A 17,083-nucleotide genomic window follows, 5' to 3' on the forward strand; every position below is an offset into this window, starting at 1 on the left:
CTAGACGTTGGCTAAAGGAGGGTAAAGCCAAAGTGGTACACAACGACTTAGATTGCTTTGGCATTCAGTTAACCTTTGACACTCAAGAAAACACTCAATCTATAGCCGTAGGCATAGATCCTGGGAAACTTTATTCCGGGATCGGGGTTCAGTCGGGTTTATTCACCCTTTGGATGGGACATCTAGCCTTACCGTTCAAAACAGTTAAGGAACGGATGGAATTACGACGGGTAATGCGTCGAGCTAGACGCGGTAGACGAATTAACCGGAAACTACCCTATTCTGAACGATGCCATCGTCAGAAGCGCTTTGATAACCGAAAACAGGGTAAACTACCACCCTCAATCCGAGCTAACAAACAGCTAGAGTTACGGGTAGTCAAAGAGTTGTTTAAACTGTTCCCCATTAGTGCCATTCACTATGAATTAGTCATGGCTGATGTGGATAGAACCAGTGGGCGAAAATCAGCGCGGTCTGGTGTTGGGTTCTCTCCAGTCATGGTGGGGCAAAAGCAAATGCTTAACTGGCTATCCGAATTAGCCCCCGTTTTAACCCATCGGGGATGGCAACGAGACGGTAACGGAACCAGTCAACTTAGGCAGTGGTTAGGACTAGAAAAAGACAAGAAAAACAAAGCTAACCAGACACCTGCAACTCATGCTGTTGACGGCGTAACTTTAGCCGCGTTTGAGTTTACCCAATGGCGAGAGTGGTACTCGAATAATGCCAAACACGGAAGCTGGTGTGGCGATGTTCAAATCACACCTGCACCGTTTGCAATAATTCGTAGACCACCAATTAGCCGTAGACAATTACACCTGTGTGTTCCTTCTAAAGGGGGTAAACGGCGCAAGTATGGCGGCACAGTTACCCGTCATGGCTTCAGAAAGGGTGACAAAGTTATAGCCGAAAAAGCCGGAAAAACTTACATCGGTTGGTGTTCTGGAGACACCGAGAAACAAGTTTCAGTTAGCGATATTAACTGGAAACGACTAGGGCAATTTAGCGCCAAAAAAGTCCAGTTGTTGCAGCGAAGCACGGGGTTAATCGTTCGCCGCCAAGCGAAGTCGAAATGTCGTGCCTTCACCTGGATTGTCAAACCTCACCACATTGAGTGGTTCGGTTTGACCTCTATCCTTCCCCAACCTGCTTCGCTGAGGTTGGGGTCTCACGAGGTAAAGCGATGACAAAGGACGTAGCTTGCTTCTCGCGAAGCGAGTATGACAAAGGACGAATGACAAAGGACTAACCATGCAAAGTCAAGATAGTTTTACCCAAATCACCTTTCATTACATCAATGGCGAAACCGAATCCTTTGATATTCCGGTGACGCCAGAAGCCTTTGGCGAACAACTTGCCAATTTCCTCAGTCAACCTTTGTTAACCCTGCATCTGTTCGATCAAACTGTGACCATTCTGACGGCTCAAATTGTCAAAATTGAAATAACACCCCAGCTTTTTCAACTGGAAGGGGATGGGGTTTTCTTTGATTGTCAACGAGTCACGGCTCTCTCTCGTGCTGCTAAGCTCTAAAATAAATTAAAGCTATTTCACGGCACTTATGTCTAGCGTTAGTTTAATTCGGGCAGATTCCTATAACCGACAGCCATTGAGAACCGCAGTAGAAACCTTGCTGGAACCATTGGGCGGGATTAGGGCATTTGTCAACGTGGGCGATCGCGTCCTTCTCAAGCCTAATCTGCTGACGGCTGGACGTCCGGGAAAGGACTGTATTACTCGCCCTGAACTGGTTTACACCGTCGCCCAGTTGGTCGAGGAAGCGGGGGGTCAACCGTTTCTCGGCGATAGTCCCGCCTTTGGTACAGCTAAAGGGGTAGCGCAGGCGAATGGCTATGGCCCGATGATGGAGGAACTGAATATCCCCATTGTCGAATTCCATGGTCAGCGTTATCAAACGGTTAGCCATACCTTTAACCACCTGCGCCTGTGCAAAGAAGCGATGGATGCGGATGTGGTGATTAATTTACCCAAGCTGAAGTCTCACACCCAGTTAACTCTGACGCTGGGGGTTAAGAATTTATTTGGCTGTGTCCCTGGTAAAATGAAAGCCTGGTGGCACGCAGAAGCGGGTAAGGATGCCTTGCGATTTGGAGAAATGTTAGTGGAAACGGCGCGGGCAATTGATCCCAGCTTGACGATTTTGGATGCGATCGTCGCTCATGAGGGCAATGGTCCGAGTGGGGGTGAACCCCGACGCTTGGATACTCTAGCGGCGTCTGCGGATGTATTTGCTTTGGATTGTGCGATCGCGAATTTACTCAATGTCGATCCGACTCAAGTCCCCACTCTAGCCGCCGCGATGAAATTAGGGTTAAATCCAACTCTGGACACTTTAGATTTTCCTCACCTGCACCCCGCCGATATCAATGTACTCGATTGGAAGCTACCGGATCGGTTAATGCCGATTGATTTTGGAATGCCCCGCCTGATTCGCTCTACATTTAAGCATTTTTACATCCGGTGGATCAAAGAGCCTATGGGTGTGTATGCTCATCGCTAATGTGATAATTGTTGTATCATTTTTGTTTGAGCAAAATTTAACAGTTAAAACTCAAAAAGGAATTATTTGGTAAACATTGTTACAGTCTCCCAATAAGGAAGGAACGTAATCTACTACTACCCTCCGATTGCTTAATTCCACCGCCTAGTGTTAGAGGCGGTTTTTTGTATTGGTCTGACTGGAATTAGAATAGATTAGGTGTTTACTGTTAGGGTTTGACTAAGGCTCTTCCTTGTCTCCTTTCTAAGAGAGGGTCAAAAACTTCTGCGAGGATGCACTAGGACTCACGTCAATCTGTCTCGTCAATCTGTCTAAGGTCAGTTGTTTGGGGAAAACAGATGTCCTAAGTAGTAAAATGTCAGGTTTTATGCGAATTGTTGACTAGAAAACAATTATTGCGAAAAAACTTGTTAAAATAGACACCATGGGGTTGATAGTTTACCCCATTTTCAGATCAATTATAAATTGACTCAAGTTCTGATCAAAACCTCATTTATGGAATCAAGCGGCTCGTCTGCCAACTCTTCTGAACCCCATCCTCATAGGTGGGCAGAAATTATAGGTGCGGTAATGGCTTTTTTAACTCTGACCTTACCTTTCTTAGCCATTGCTTATTACTCGTCTGGCAGCTTAGATGTTTTGCCGACAACACCCTACTCACTGCCAAGGTCAGAAACAAACAATTGGCAAAATTCTTAAATAACAAGATAACGATGAAATAATTAATAAAGTCTTAATCTAATCGAGAGTCTTTTGGCTGGTACAAAATCCGATGATGTCACCCCCGTTTAAACTGGGGTACTTTTTCCTTCTACCCCATCTGCTCTAGATGATGTAGGCATGGACTCAGAGCCAATGAGAGCCAATTTAATTAGGCTGTTCCCCCTGCCTTAAGGCAGGGGAAGATGTCAGCAAAGTTGTATAACAGAAAAGGCAGTGTGGGGAAACGCCACCCTTGGATAGTTAGGTGATCCCCATCTGCTGTGTCGCTTACACGATTTAGTCATGGATTTATCACGCATTCCAAGTCAACCCAAACCGGGACTGATCAACGTTTTAATTGAAATTCCAGCCGGGAGTAAAAACAAGTACGAGTACGACAAAGATTTACAGGCTTTTGCCCTTGATCGAGTCTTATATTCCTCGGTGCAATATCCTTATGATTACGGCTTTATCCCAAACACCTTAGCCGATGACGGTGACCCCCTTGATGGTATGGTGATGATGGATCAGCCAACCTTTCCGGGTTGTGTCATTACTGCCCGCCCCATTGGTATGCTGGAGATGATTGACTCGGGCGATCGCGACGAGAAAATCCTCTGTGTTCCTGACAAAGATCCACGCTATGCTCAAGTGAAATCGCTCAAAGATGTTGCCGAGCATCGGTTGGATGAAATTGCTGAATTTTTCAAGACTTACAAAAATCTGGAGAAAAAAGTCACGGAAATTCTAGGCTGGAAGGATATCAAGGAGGTTATGCCACTGGTTGAGAAGTGTATCGCCGCCGGGAACAAGGGTGGCAAATAGTCCAGTAGCCTAAGTAGGGGTTCCAAACCCCTACAGTACTCTCATAAGACAGGTGAGAACGCAACTTGGTATAAGCTCATCGCCGCTTTTTGTGACAGAACTCACAAGTCAAGTCCACCAATCACGCTAAAATTAACAGACTTGAGAGAAACTTCCTGATCAGAATCAGGGTGCTAGAAAATTCAACCTAGGGGAAAGCTATAAATTCATCGTTGTTTTTGTACGAGCTCTCCCAACCAAATTTCCTTTAAAAATACGTAATTTGCCCCCTTGGACACAAAAGCCTTAGCGACTCTCTCACCGAAAGTACTCTTATCTGAGTATCATATAGTGGAAATTGCTTGGTGTGAAGCTTGGCTAAGGGCAGCTCACTTAATTGAACGATGCCAGATTCTGCTCCAGCGTCACCCAGTCCCCGCACATCTAATGTTATAGCCAACATGGTAACTGGCCCTACCGTCAATTTTGTAGTCCAATTTTGGGGCGTCCGAGGTAAAGTTTCGGCTCCAGGAAAAGAAACGGTACGCTATGGTGGCAATACCTCCTGTGTGGAAATGCGTGTCGGTTCCAAACGCCTCATTTTTGATGGGGGGAGTGGTTTGCGACCTCTCGGCAACCATTTACTCCGCCAAATGCCCCTAGAAGCTTACCTGTTCTTCACTCACTGCCACTGGGACAGCATTCAGGGATTTCCTTTTTTTACACCTGCCTTTATCCCCGGCAATTGTTTCCACATCTATGGTGCTAAAGCAACAAACGGAGATTCCATCGAAAAGCGCCTAGGGCGGCAAATGTTAGCACCTAATTTTCCCGTGCCACTCCAGGTCATGCAATCGGAGCTAAAATTTTACGAACTGGGTTCGGGGGATAAAATCACTGTAGATGATCTAGTCGTTGAAACCGTTTTACTCAACGCTGCCTCCCATTCAATGGGCTACCGAATCACTTGGAATGGTCATTCCGTCGTCTATGCGATCGCTTACTCCCAATCACCCGATCAGCTGGATCAAAATTTGTTGCACTTAGCCCGCCATGCTGACTTGCTCATTTTGGATGCTCCCTGTAATATTCGTGCAAATGATTCTCTAAAACCTTCCCCTTTAGATTGGCAAGACCAACTCTGGCAAACCGGTTTAGCTACAGCTAAAGCCGCAGGAGTTAAACGAATTGTGATGTCTCATTACCATCCTGACCATGATGATGAATTTCTTGAATGGATGGAATCCCAAGTGAAATCGGTCTTTCCTAATGACGTACTGGCTCGTGAGGGTATGGTTATACCAATCTGTTAATCAGAGACGTTTTGACACTTTAAGTAAAATAATTTATATTAACATAATTCATTAGTATTTGAGCCAAGAAAAACTCAATCAAATACCTCATTGGGGTTATTCCCAAACGAAAAAAGAAAATTCAAGCGCACTGACCCTATTGGCAGGTCACGGAATAGTTGTAAGAATCAAGCGATTCATCACATCAGGGGCTTAAAGTGCAGTGGGCATGAAAATACTTGAGCAGCTTCGTAGATACGATGAAGCTGAGGGAGCTGAGGAAACTGGGAAGATATTATTAAGCTTTAAATGACGAACAGCTTATCGATAATTGCTTGACCAAGTTCTTTGATAATTAGCCTCTTTATTTTTTACAAATGAACAAGATGATTGGTGTGAATTCCAACGGGCAAATTCTAGTCACTTCTATAGCAGCATTATGGGCGGCGTTCTGGCTAGCTCCCTCGGTAAACGCTCAAACTCCCGATGCACCTAGGGTTGGGTCAACACTCAACACCCAACACTCAACATTCAACGCTCAAGTTCCCGATCCAACATTCAACGCTCAAGTTCCCGATCGCACCACTCCCCGTGACAGTCCCTCAATTCCAGAACTCCCTCCGCCTCAAGACATTGAGCCACCGCCTCCCTCAAGGCTGCCAGAAACTACGCCGTCTCCGACATTACCTCCCCCCGAACAGCTTCTAGACCCTGAATTAGCGCCAACAACGCCTGATGAGACACCTGAGACACCGGAGGGGGCGCAAATTACTGTAAAACAATTTGAATTCACAGGCAATACCGCCTTTAGTGATCAAGAGTTAGCCGAAGTAACCCAGGAGTTCACCAATCGCCCGATTACCTTTGCTGAACTCCTAAATGCCAGAACTACTGTCACCCAGTTGTACGTGGACAACGGCTATGCCACATCTGGTGCCTTTATTCCACCTCAACCCCTAACCCAAGACACCGTAACCATTGAAATTATCGAAGGTGGACTCGAAGAGATTCAGGTGAATGGACTGCGCCGTCTGCGTCCCAACTATGTGCGATCGCGGATTGCCGTGGCGAATCCCAAACCCCTGAATGTACCGCATTTACTAGAATCCCTGCGTCTTTTGCAACTCGATCCCCTGATTGAAAATGTCTCGGCTGAACTCTCAACGGGTTCTGGTCCAGGTACAAGCTTATTAATTGTTGATATTATCGAAGCCAACACTTGGAGTTACCAACTCGTTGCCAACAATGGACGTTCCCCTAGTGTGGGTAGCTTCCGACGTGGGGCGTCCATCACCCAAGCCAATTTACTCGGATTCGGTGATGGCGTAACCCTCAGCTATACCAACACCGATGGTAGCGACGAGATTGAATTTAACTATACCCTACCCGTTAATCCGCGTAATGGCACGGTTAGCTTTAGCTTTAGCAATACCTCCAGCGAGATTATTGAAGATCCATTTAACCTTCTCGATATCCAATCCGACTCCACCAGTTTTGACCTGACGTTTCGTCAACCCCTCCTGGAAACGCCAACCCAGGAATTGGCAGTTGGTTTAACCGCGTCCCGACGCAATACCAAAACCGTTTTCTTAGAAGAGTTGGTGGGAGAAGAAGTGGGTTTCCCCTCGCTGGGTGCTGATGAAGATGGACGGATTCGGGTTTCAGCCCTACGATTCTTTCAAGAGTGGACTCAACGAGGGGCTAGTGAAGTCTTTGCCCTACGCTCTCAGTTTAATTTGGGTCTGGGTATCTTTGATGCCACAGTCAACGATGATGAGCCGGATAGTCGCTTCTTTTCCTGGCGGGGTCAAGCCCAGTGGGTAAGACTTTTAGCCCCGGATACATTACTGGTGCTTCGCGGTGATCTTCAACTGGCGGCTCAAGATTTGTTACCCGTTGAGCAGATTGGGTTAGGGGGTTTAGGGAGTGTGCGCGGCTATCGCCAAGATATTCGACTCACGGATAATGGTGCCTTTGCCTCGGCGGAGGTGCGGCTGCCCATTTTACGCATTCCTGAGTGGGACGGTATTTTGCAGGTTACTCCCTTTGTGGATGTTGGCACAACCTGGAATAACGGCGAGATCGATGATCCTGACCCCAGTAGCTTGGCAGCGTTAGGGTTGGGACTACAATGGCAACAAGGCGATCGCATTACCGCTCGCTTAGATTGGGGGATTCCCCTGATTTCTGTTGATTCTGATGATGATACCCTGCAAGAAAATGGCGTATATTTTTCGATAACGATTAATCCGTTTTGATAATTTTTATCTAATGACTGATCATCCTTTTATTATTTCAACCCAATTTCTAAAAGAACACCTTGATGATCCGCAAGTGGTCATCGTTGATTGCCGTTTTGCCCTTGCTGATCCGCAACAGGGATATAAAGAGTATCAGGCGAGTCACATTCCGGGAGCGTATTACTTGGATTTGAACCAAGACCTTTCCGCCCCCGTGGAACGTCATGGAGGGCGTCATCCCTTACCTGATCCCAACCGAATTGCCGAAAAACTTGCCGCGATTGGGGTCAGATTCGGTGAAACTTTAGTCGTGGCTTATGATAATTCCCGTTTTGCGTTTGCGGCGCGTCTGTGGTGGTTACTGCGTTACCTGGGACACGATCGCGTGGCGGTACTGGATGGTGGCTGGGGCGCATGGCAATCTCAAGGGTATCCGGTAACCGATGCGATACCGGCACATCAACCGGGGCAGTTTGTGCCGCAAGTGCGCTCTGACTGGGTGGTTGATATCAACGGGGTCAAAACCCGGAAAGATTTACCTGACGTCGCTATATAGGGCTAAGGTTCCCTTACTACGAAACCAAGCTAATCTACCAAATAAGGTGTGCCACGGTACTACGTTTCTACAAACACCAAGGTAGAGTTCCGTCTCTCGCCTAGGCGTGACTTTCCTTATACCCCACGGTAGAATTGTGCTTATATTCAGTATGTTTAGGAAAAAACATGTAATAATATCACACTTGTTGACTTAACTGCAAGCAAGCTTGCTGTTACTGGCGATTCATCCCCAACTAACTCTGATCGGGTATAGTTGGGGATGAATCGCCGAATTCGATCAAGTACATCTACAGCTAATGGGTTGGTGTTATTCTCAACCCTGACAATAGCTTGAAGGTAGCGCCCTGTATACGTTCTATCGAGTCGCTAAGGTTTTCTCAACCAGAGAGAAATCTAGCAACATGAGTTTCTTTGCCAGGAGATTGAACTTGGAGGTGAGAGAGTTAAGAAAATTTAGATAGCGCTAAAACGCTTAGGAATGACGCCGATAGACTAACTATCAGCCAATATTTAGATTAAAATTGCTAAAATAAGAAGTTGACTTAAATTCTCCAAAACTATTAGGTCTTAGTTTATATGCCTTGCTCGATGAACCGTATTTCTATTTTTGTTGACGGGAACAATATGTTCTATGCTCAACAAAAAAATGGCTGGTTCTTTGATCCGAAGCGGGTCTTAGAACATTTTAGAAAAGAACCCCATATTGTTCTGGTTAACGCATTTTGGTATACCGGATTAAAAGATCCTCAAGATCAGCGCGGATTTAGAGATGCCCTAATTAGCCTAGGTTACACCGTCCGAACTAAAATTTTAAAAGAGTATTATGATGATAGTTCGGGTCGCTACTCCCAAAAAGCGAATCTTGATATAGAAATTGTTGTTGATATGTTTAATACTGTAGAACAATATGACCGAGTTATTCTGTTTAGTGGAGATGGTGATTTTGAACGAGCAATCGAGTTGCTGCGTTCAAAGAATACTCATATTACCGTCGTATCAACGGAAGGAATGATTGCCAGAGAATTAAGAAATGCTACAGATCGGTATATCGATTTAAATGATATACGTGATTCTATCGAGAAAATGGATTCTTGATTAACAGCACAAATTAGCCCTTATGATTTAACTCATTGAAGATTAACGAGTTTTGACTGGAGACAATCAAATGAACAAACAACCCAATCGAATTATTATTTTTGATACCACGCTGCGCGACGGCGAACAGTGTCCTGGAGCAACATTAAATGTAGAGGAGAAACTGACGATCGCACGGCAACTAGCACGACTCGGTGTAGATGTGATTGAAGCAGGTTTCCCCTATGCCAGTGTCGGTGACTTTGAGGCGGTGCAAAAGATTGCTCAAACCGTTGGTGTCGAGTCAGGACCAACAATTTGTGGGTTAGCCCGAGCCACTCGTCAGGATATCGAAGCCGCCGCCAAAGCCCTCAAACCCGCCGCCAATGGGCGAATTCATACATTTATTGCCACATCTGATATTCATCTCAAATATAAACTGAAAAAGACTCGACAAGATGTATTGGCGATCGCAGAGGAAATGGTGGCGTATGCCAAATCCTTTGTCGAGGATGTGGAGTTTTCCCCCGAAGACGCAGGGCGTTCTGATCCAGAATTTCTCTATGAAGTGCTAGAACGTGCGATCGCGGCGGGGGCGACAACGGTAAATATTCCCGATACCGTGGGATACACCACCCCCACTGAATTTGGCGGATTGATTCGCGGGATTAAAGAAAATGTCCCCAATATCGACCAAGCGATTATCTCCGTTCATGGTCACAATGACCTAGGATTAGCCGTTGCCAACTTCCTCGAAGCCGTGAAGAATGGGGCGCGACAGTTAGAATGTACAATTAACGGCATTGGCGAACGGGCAGGAAATGCCGCATTAGAAGAACTCGTCATGGCATTACACGTCCGGCGACAATTTTACAACCCCTATTTGGGACGCCCTGCGGAGTCAGAGGAATCCTTAACCAATATTGACACCCGCCAGATTTACAAAACCTCGCGGTTAGTCTCGAATTTGACCGGAATGTTAGTGCAACCGAATAAGGCAATTGTCGGCGCAAATGCCTTTGCCCACGAATCGGGAATTCACCAAGATGGCGTCCTCAAAAATAAGCTGACTTACGAAATCATGGATGCCAAGTTAATCGGGTTAACTGATAATCAGATTGTCTTAGGTAAGCATTCTGGGCGCAACGCCTTCCGCAGCCGCCTGAAGGAATTGGGGTTTGATCTATCTGAGACGGAATTGAATAAGGCATTTGTCCGGTTTAAAGAAGTGGCGGATAAGAAAAAAGAGGTATCGGATTGGGATTTAGAGGCACTGGTTAACGACGAAATTCGCCAAGTTCCCGAACTCTTCCATTTGGAATTAGTTCAGGTATCCTGTGGGGATCACGCTCGTCCTACGGCTACCGTAACCTTACGCACGCCTGAAGGTGAAGAATTGATCGATGCGGCGATTGGAACCGGTCCAGTGGATGCAGTGTATAAAGCGATTAACCGGGTGGTGAATGTTCCCAACGAACTGATTGAATATTCGGTGCAGTCAGTGACAGCCGGGATTGACGCCCTAGGGGAAGTCACGATTCGGCTACGGTATAATAGTCGCGTCTTTTCTGGTCATGCTGCCAATACCGATATTATTGTGGCATCAGCCCAAGCTTATGTGAATGCCCTGAACCGACTCTATGGTTGGTTACAGGGGCAAGGTCAAGAAAGTCGCGATCGCGAGACAGATAAAGCGGTAGCCTCAGTTTAATCCTCCTTGCCAGATCCCCGACTTCTTAAAGAAGTCGGGGATCTAATTTATAATCCAGTCCGCGTAGGCGGACTTTGTTTGTGTAGCAGCGATTTTAATCGCCGTGGCTTCAGTGGATTTGATATCATCAATTGCATCAATTGGAGCAAAATAGCTTGAGTGTCACTATTCCCATTCGCGCCATTAAACTAACTCCAGGTAGCACCATTCAGATTTCTGACGTATCTTGGCAAGACTTTGAACAAATTCTGACTGAATTAGGTGAACACCGAAACACCCGCATCGCCTACTACCAAGGCATTCTCTCAATCATGTCCCCGTTAGCCATTCATGAACGTCCCCATCGCATCATTGCCGATATTGTTAAAACGATTTTAGATAGCCAAGAGCGGGATTGGGAAGACTTTGGTTCAACAACCTTCAAGCGTCCAGTTATTGCTGGTGTTGAACCCGATACCTGTCTCTATATCCAGAATGCTAACCGTGTCCAAGGTTGCACGATTATGGATTTGGACATTTACCCACCTCCTGATCTGGCTATTGAGTGTGATGTCACTTCAAAAACCACCCTTGACGCCTACGCCGCGTTACAAGTCCCAGAAGTTTGGATTTATCGTCATCACCAGCTTAGGATTTATATTTTCCACAATGGGGACTATAGTCTCTCAACAGAAACAGCAATCTTTCCTGATATGTCGATTACCGAACTAATTCCCCCATTGGTGCAACAAGCCATTGAACAGGGAACCAGTCGGATGTTGCGGGAATTGAGACGACAACTGTGTCGATGAGATTCATTATAAGAAATAATAAGCTCAGATCTGACGCCCGCGATCGCGATGATTCAACCCATTCCATTGTCTGCTGTATCAGGATACCGTTCCCAGGCTGAAGACACCAGTATAGAAACCGATAAACTGACATTCCACTTACTCCGACAACGGACACCGGGCGATCGGTTGAAAATGGCAGCATCACTGACAAAGAGCGCCCGTAAGCTGTCGTTGTGTTCTCTAAGCCAACAATTTGCACATCTTTCCCCAACCCAGTTCGCCCAAAAAATTGCCAGAGCGTGGTTACAAGACCATTGCCCTGTTAATTACACTCCCACCGTCAAGTCACAGATGTGGATTCAGGATTCGGTACAGTTAGCGGTTAAACTTCATCCCATTTTTACCGCATTGTTCATTCCCTATTACATCACGGGTGGGATAGCAGCAATTGCTTACGGTGAACCCCGGACAACACAGGATTTAGATTTGGTGATTGGGATTTCTCCCACTGATATTGATCGCCTTACCGACGCCCTCAGCGAGTGTGGTTTTTATGTTCCTGGTGTTGATGATGTGAAATTGGGTCGGATGAGAACCCTGCAAATTACTGATATGGAGAGCATTAGCCGTGCTGATTTGCTGATAACTGGAACAGAGGAATTTGATCGCCTAAAGTTTGAGCGCCGACGGGTGATTGAATTTGAAGACACAAGGCTCTATTTTGCGTCTCCTGAAGATGTTATTTTAAGTAAACTACGATGGAGGCAACATTCTGGTTCGGACAAACAATGGCGTGATGTCTTGGCAGTTCTCAAGGTGCAAGCAGAACAACTTGATTTTGATTATTTATGGGAGTGGGCTGAAAATTTGGGTTTAACACTTGACCTAGACCGAGCTTTTACCGAAGCTGGCTTGTTTGGTTTTTGAGCTTTAGGGGTTCCCTGATTTCTTCTTTGTTTTCAGGGCGCGATCGCCATTTTTTTACCGACAAAGGTGATATTATCCCAGGGCGACCCGAGTCAATTGAGTGGACAAAATTGGGCATTTGTGCAAGCGGGTCGCCCCTACAGGAGAATCAAAGGTGATGTACTCTCGATTCTATCTACCTTGCTCACCACCTTTCTTAAAATATGATCAGGTAGTATAAAATAAACCATGACAGATCCTTTTTCCTTCTAGATTGCTTACCCACAAGATGATTGACGAAACTCTCAGCAAAGAACGCCAGTTTCATGATACCTGGGCAGCCGCCATTGATGTCGATGGCATTCGCGTGGCTGATTATTTTGAAGCCTGTACCGCCCCAGAAAACCGATTTATTCTGCAACAACTGGGCGATATTCGCGGTAAACGTCTCTTAGATTTAGGCTGTGGTGCAGGTGAAAATAGCGTTTATTTTGCCCAAAAAGGCGCGAATTGTGTCGCCGCTGACTATTCAGCCGGAATGGTAGAGGTGGCGCTAAAATTAGCAGCAGCTAACGGCGTTAATATTGAGGGACACACAGCGAATGCTATGGCGCTGGATTTTGCAGACAATACGTTTGATATTGTTTATGCCTCCAATTTATTGCACCATATTCCTGATCCCAAAATCGCCCTAAAGGAAATGCACCGTGTTCTCAAACCCGGAGGAAAAGCCTGTTTTTGGGACCCGCTGAAACATAATCCTGTGATTAATGTCTATCGACGTATAGCAACTGAGGTGCGTACCGATGATGAAATGCCGTTGGATATTAATATTATCAAAGTGGTCAAGTCTCTTTTTTCGCAAGTAAGCTATGATACATTTTGGCTGGCAAGCCTTTGGATTTTCTTGCGATTCTATTTAATTGAAAAAGTTGATCCCAATCAGGAACGTTACTGGAAAAAGATTATTATCGAATATGAACGATTAAATCCGACGTATCGGCGGCTGGAGACAATTGATCAGAGTTTAAAAAAGATTCCGTTGCTCAAGCGGTTGGCGTGGAATATCGCTGTTGTCGCAACTAAATGATGGTGTAACTAATAAAACATTTCGCGTTTGATCCGGTGCATTCTGCTTGCCAAATTCTCAAACACCGATTCCGTAATCGAACTCAACTGAAAAATCTTAGCCTTAGCTGCCCACAACTATTTTTTTGACCCTTCGCTTCCCTCAAGGGTAAACGTTTAATTTTTTGTTAAGAAGCGATCGCGACCTCCTGGGTAAAGCTGTCTGGGGATATCCGGGAAAAGAATAGCTCACGAGACTCTTGCCTAACTAAGCCTTCCATCACCGCTTGCTGCAATCGAATGAAGGCTTTGAAGTCTTCTGTGCCATAGTCCCTAGACAGAAGCTGACGCAGTTTATTTTCAGAGTCCAGGGTTAAATAACCCGTTAATAAAGCTTGTTGAGTAATTTCACAAATTATATTCATGTCTTCTTGTCCTCCTTGAGATATCTGTTTAAGATCAGGTGGGATTGTATCACCAACTATCTTTAAATCTACGATTGCATTTTAAGGGCAACCCAGGATTGTTATCGAACATGACGTAGTCCTTAGCGGTTTGTTTCAAGGTTGTACCCCAGTTTTTGATTAAAGATTACATTTAATTACAGAAACCCTTGAATCAGTTGACAAACACTTAGCCTTTATAGTTAGTAACTTAACTAATTTATTCCATCTTGGGTATCCTTCTGAAGAGAGAATTAATCCCAATCCGCTTTACCCCAAAGGCGAGGGAGACACCGAACCCGACTCCAGTGTCCCCAGAAACGATCGCTTCGGGTGCATCCAGGATTGATATGGCTGCCAACGGCGTTGCCTGGTATAGTTAATGGCAAAAACTTAAACTATAGAATCGTTTCTACTCTTGCTACCGATGAAGTCTTACCTTGCCGCTGCTGTGCAAATGACAAGCTTGCCTGACCTAGAGAAGAATCTGGTTGAGGCAGAAACATTGATTGAACTGGCGGTGCGCCAAGGCGCTGAGCTGATTACTTTACCGGAAAACTTCTCGTTCCTCGGTAAAGAAGAAGACAAAGTGGCACAAGCTGACGCGATCGCCCTCCAGAGTGAAAAATTCCTCAAAACCATGGCACAGCGCTTCCAAGTCACGCTGCTTGGGGGAGGATTTCCTGTGCCTGTAGACGATACAAAAGTTTACAACACCGCCTTGCTCATCGATCCCAATGGCGTCGAACTGGTGCGTTATCAAAAAGTTCACTTATTCGATGTGAATGTCCCCGATGGCAACACCTATCAAGAGTCGAGTACGGTGATGCCAGGGGATCAACTACCACCCGTTTGCCACTCCCAAACATTGGGTAACTTAGGACTATCGGTGTGCTATGATGTTCGCTTCCCAGAACTTTACCGTCATTTAGCCGATAAAGGGGCTGACATTTTGTTTGTTCCGGCTGCCTTTACCGCGTATACGGGAAAAGATCATTGGCAAGTCCTACTCCAAGCACGAGCCATTGAAAACACCTGTTACGTGATTGCACCCGCCCAAACGGGACGTCATTACGCCATGCGTAAAACCCACGGTCATGCCATGATTGTTGACCCTTGGGGGGTGATTTTAGCCGATGCTGGCGATCAACCGGGTGTCGCGATCGCAGAAATTAATCCGACTCGCCTTGAACAAGTTCGCCGCCAGATGCCATCCCTAGAACATCGGGTTTTTATTTGATGGGTCATTGGTCATTGGTCTTATGTTTTTTGGATGTGAAGTGACCCAACCGGATTAGACAACTGGTTTTGCCGTAAAAATTTGTTAAGCCTAAATTTACAACATAAAACCTATGGATGCTACAGAAATTCGGTCGCGTTATGCCGCAGGTGAAAGAAATTTCCGCAGTGTCAATCTGATTGGTGCTGACCTAAACCAAGCTGACCTAAGTTATTCTGACTTGAGTGGTGCTAATCTAAGCGAAGCTAATTTACAAGGTGCCAATCTAACGGGTGCGGATCTCATTTTTACCACCCTCAGTGATGCGGATTTGAGAGGGGCTAATCTGAGTGAGGCAAACCTGATTGGCGCAAAGATGGGTATTGCTAACCTGAGTGAGGCAAATCTGATCGGTGCCAACTTAATCAGTGCAGAACTCAGTGGTGCTAACCTCAAGAGCGCCAGCCTGAGTCGCGCTTATCTGAGTGATGCGAGTTTAATTAAAGTTAACTTGAGCGACGCTAACTTAAGCGGTGCTAATCTAAGTATTACCAATCTCATCGGAGCGGATCTCAGCGGTGCTAACCTAATTAGTGCTGATCTCAATGGGGCTAACTTGATTGAAGCCAATCTCAGTGGTGCCAATTTGAGTGAAGCCAAATTGTATCGAGCCAACCTAGCTCATGCCAAGCTAAATGGAGCATTATTGTGTCATGCCGATCTGCGAGACGCCAACTTAGCTAGCGCGGATTTGACCGATGCCAATCTAGATCAAGCTAAGCTAGAAGGAACCTTGATCAGTTTGACTGGAGATTCCCAAACCAGTTCCGTGACTTAGGATTCCGGTATCCTCTGGTTCGTGCTAAAACTTAGCATTGGGAAAAGCTAGTTCAAGCTGAATTCCCAACAAACAAAACCTACCTACACCTATGGATGCAAACGAATTTCGGTCACGTTACGCAGCAGGAGAGCGAAGTTTTCAGAATGCTGACCTGCGTGATGCCGACTTGCGTAATGCTGACTTGCGCGATACTGACTTACGAGGGGCTGACCTCATGGGGGCTAACCTGCGTAATGCTGACCTCAGTGATGCTAACTTACGAGATGCCAAACTAATTGGAGCGGATCTCAGTAAAGCTGATCTGATTATTGCCACGCTCAGTAATGCGGATCTCAGAGATGCTAACCTCAAAGATGCGAATTTGATTGGCAGCAAACTTGGCGTTGCCAACCTGCGGTATGCCAATCTCAATGGCGCTAACTTGAGTGGAGCTGAACTGAGTTGTGCGGATATGAGTCATTGCAGTCTGATGATTGCTTACCTGAGCGGCGCTAACTTGATCAAAGCGAATTTGAGTGACGCCGATCTCACCGGCGCTAATCTCAGTATCACCAATATGATTGGAGTCAACCTCACCAATGCTAATCTGAGTGGGGTTAACTTGAGTGGGGCGAACCTCATTGAAGCTAATCTCACAGAAGCTAAACTGAATGGAGCCAATTTAGGTCGGTCTAATTTAGCTTATGCCAAGTTAACGGCGGCGATTTTAAAAGATGCGGATTTAAGCGACGCCAATTTAGCCGGGACAGACTTGACAAATGTCAAACTTGACAGTACCAAACTAGAAGGGACAATCCTTGAGGTCACCTCTTTAAACTTAGTGGAATGAATTGGATAGTTCTTCGGAGCAACTGTAGAGACGTAGCAGGCAACGTCTCTACACAATTATTTTGTCCGACTACTTATAGAATTATATATTTTTGAAAATACA

16 protein-coding genes and 1 pseudogene are annotated in these 17,083 nt (G+C 45.8%); 15 read left to right on the forward strand and 2 right to left on the reverse strand.

Going from position 1 to position 17,083, the window contains the following annotated elements; all coding sequences use genetic code 11:
• The 12 genes and pseudogenes from RIG27_RS02910 to RIG27_RS02965 form a co-directional block, all read left to right on the forward strand.
• Positions 1-1,187 (forward strand): RRXRR domain-containing protein (locus tag RIG27_RS02910; RefSeq protein ID WP_446342264.1); only part of this gene is annotated, 1,187 nt, incomplete at its 5' end.
• Positions 1,188-1,251: 64 nt separating this feature from the next.
• On the forward strand, positions 1,252-1,533 hold the full coding sequence (locus tag RIG27_RS02915) for a hypothetical protein (protein WP_446342266.1): 282 nt from the start codon (positions 1,252-1,254) through the stop codon (positions 1,531-1,533).
• 28 nt (positions 1,534-1,561) lie between these two features.
• The gene (locus tag RIG27_RS02920; protein ID WP_446342268.1) at positions 1,562-2,521 is read left to right on the forward strand and encodes a DUF362 domain-containing protein; all 960 of its coding nucleotides are present in this window, start codon (positions 1,562-1,564) and stop codon (positions 2,519-2,521) included.
• A gap of 1,005 nt (positions 2,522-3,526) precedes the next feature.
• The gene (locus tag RIG27_RS02925) at positions 3,527-4,048 is read left to right on the forward strand and encodes an inorganic diphosphatase (RefSeq protein ID WP_446342270.1); all 522 of its coding nucleotides are present in this window, start codon (positions 3,527-3,529) and stop codon (positions 4,046-4,048) included.
• 440 nt (positions 4,049-4,488) lie between these two features.
• Positions 4,489-5,340: an MBL fold metallo-hydrolase gene (locus tag RIG27_RS02930; RefSeq protein ID WP_446342272.1), complete on the forward strand. Its 852-nt coding sequence runs from the start codon at positions 4,489-4,491 to the stop codon at positions 5,338-5,340.
• Between the two features lie 356 nt (positions 5,341-5,696).
• The gene (locus tag RIG27_RS02935) at positions 5,697-7,577 is read left to right on the forward strand and encodes a ShlB/FhaC/HecB family hemolysin secretion/activation protein (RefSeq protein WP_446342274.1); all 1,881 of its coding nucleotides are present in this window, start codon (positions 5,697-5,699) and stop codon (positions 7,575-7,577) included.
• Between the two features lie 13 nt (positions 7,578-7,590).
• Positions 7,591-8,112, forward strand: a pseudogene (locus tag RIG27_RS02940) (sulfurtransferase); the annotation flags it as partial.
• Between the two features lie 581 nt (positions 8,113-8,693).
• Complete coding sequence (locus tag RIG27_RS02945; protein ID WP_446342276.1) at positions 8,694-9,212, forward strand: LabA-like NYN domain-containing protein; 519 nt, start codon at positions 8,694-8,696, stop codon at positions 9,210-9,212.
• Positions 9,213-9,282: 70 nt separating this feature from the next.
• A complete protein-coding gene (locus RIG27_RS02950) occupies positions 9,283-10,902 on the forward strand; it encodes a 2-isopropylmalate synthase (protein WP_446342278.1) in 1,620 nt (539 codons plus the stop codon).
• Between the two features lie 155 nt (positions 10,903-11,057).
• Complete coding sequence (locus RIG27_RS02955) at positions 11,058-11,693, forward strand: Uma2 family endonuclease (RefSeq protein WP_446342280.1); 636 nt, start codon at positions 11,058-11,060, stop codon at positions 11,691-11,693.
• 48 nt (positions 11,694-11,741) lie between these two features.
• The gene (locus RIG27_RS02960) at positions 11,742-12,602 is read left to right on the forward strand and encodes a hypothetical protein (RefSeq protein WP_446342282.1); all 861 of its coding nucleotides are present in this window, start codon (positions 11,742-11,744) and stop codon (positions 12,600-12,602) included.
• Between the two features lie 268 nt (positions 12,603-12,870).
• A complete protein-coding gene (locus RIG27_RS02965; protein ID WP_446342283.1) occupies positions 12,871-13,671 on the forward strand; it encodes a class I SAM-dependent methyltransferase in 801 nt (266 codons plus the stop codon).
• A 166-nt stretch (positions 13,672-13,837) separates the two neighbouring features.
• Here RIG27_RS02965 and RIG27_RS02970 read toward each other — a convergent pair whose 3' ends face one another.
• Both RIG27_RS02970 and RIG27_RS02975 read right to left on the reverse strand, forming a co-directional pair.
• Entirely contained in the window at positions 13,838-14,074 is a 237-nt protein-coding gene (locus tag RIG27_RS02970; protein WP_446342285.1) for a hypothetical protein, read from the reverse strand.
• Between the two features lie 238 nt (positions 14,075-14,312).
• Positions 14,313-14,453 (reverse strand): hypothetical protein, encoded by a 141-nt coding sequence (locus RIG27_RS02975; RefSeq protein ID WP_446342287.1) that lies wholly within the window; start codon positions 14,451-14,453, stop codon positions 14,313-14,315.
• A gap of 66 nt (positions 14,454-14,519) precedes the next feature.
• Here RIG27_RS02975 and RIG27_RS02980 point away from each other — a divergent pair, with 66 nt between their 5' ends.
• From RIG27_RS02980 to RIG27_RS02990, 3 genes are all read left to right on the forward strand, one after another.
• Positions 14,520-15,332 (forward strand): carbon-nitrogen hydrolase family protein, encoded by an 813-nt coding sequence (locus RIG27_RS02980; RefSeq protein WP_446342289.1) that lies wholly within the window; start codon positions 14,520-14,522, stop codon positions 15,330-15,332.
• 112 nt (positions 15,333-15,444) lie between these two features.
• Complete coding sequence (locus tag RIG27_RS02985) at positions 15,445-16,149, forward strand: pentapeptide repeat-containing protein (protein WP_446342291.1); 705 nt, start codon at positions 15,445-15,447, stop codon at positions 16,147-16,149.
• 91 nt (positions 16,150-16,240) lie between these two features.
• On the forward strand, positions 16,241-16,981 hold the full coding sequence (locus tag RIG27_RS02990; protein WP_446342293.1) for a pentapeptide repeat-containing protein: 741 nt from the start codon (positions 16,241-16,243) through the stop codon (positions 16,979-16,981).
• Positions 16,982-17,083: the final 102 nt, after the last annotated feature.

The sequence above is a fragment of the Coleofasciculus sp. F4-SAH-05 genome (assembly GCF_040222985.1).
Lineage (GTDB): Bacteria > Cyanobacteriota > Cyanobacteriia > Cyanobacteriales > Coleofasciculaceae > Coleofasciculus > Coleofasciculus chthonoplastes.

Bases quoted from the DNA above. Each gene is read 5' to 3' on its own strand.
- RIG27_RS02915 (WP_446342266.1), top strand. From the start codon at position 1,252: ATGCAAAGTCAAGATAGTTTTACCCAAATCACCTTTCATTACATCAAT.
- RIG27_RS02920 (WP_446342268.1), top strand. From the start codon at position 1,562: ATGTCTAGCGTTAGTTTAATTCGGGCAGATTCCTATAACCGACAGCCA.
- RIG27_RS02925 (WP_446342270.1), top strand. From the start codon at position 3,527: ATGGATTTATCACGCATTCCAAGTCAACCCAAACCGGGACTGATCAAC.
- RIG27_RS02930 (WP_446342272.1), top strand. From the start codon at position 4,489: ATGGTAACTGGCCCTACCGTCAATTTTGTAGTCCAATTTTGGGGCGTC.
- RIG27_RS02935 (WP_446342274.1), top strand. From the start codon at position 5,697: ATGAACAAGATGATTGGTGTGAATTCCAACGGGCAAATTCTAGTCACT.
- RIG27_RS02945 (WP_446342276.1), top strand. From the start codon at position 8,694: ATGCCTTGCTCGATGAACCGTATTTCTATTTTTGTTGACGGGAACAAT.
- RIG27_RS02950 (WP_446342278.1), top strand. From the start codon at position 9,283: ATGAACAAACAACCCAATCGAATTATTATTTTTGATACCACGCTGCGC.
- RIG27_RS02960 (WP_446342282.1), top strand. From the start codon at position 11,742: ATGATTCAACCCATTCCATTGTCTGCTGTATCAGGATACCGTTCCCAG.
- RIG27_RS02965 (WP_446342283.1), top strand. From the start codon at position 12,871: ATGATTGACGAAACTCTCAGCAAAGAACGCCAGTTTCATGATACCTGG.
- RIG27_RS02970 (WP_446342285.1), bottom strand. From the start codon at position 14,074: ATGAATATAATTTGTGAAATTACTCAACAAGCTTTATTAACGGGTTAT.
- RIG27_RS02980 (WP_446342289.1), top strand. From the start codon at position 14,520: ATGAAGTCTTACCTTGCCGCTGCTGTGCAAATGACAAGCTTGCCTGAC.
- RIG27_RS02985 (WP_446342291.1), top strand. From the start codon at position 15,445: ATGGATGCTACAGAAATTCGGTCGCGTTATGCCGCAGGTGAAAGAAAT.
- RIG27_RS02990 (WP_446342293.1), top strand. From the start codon at position 16,241: ATGGATGCAAACGAATTTCGGTCACGTTACGCAGCAGGAGAGCGAAGT.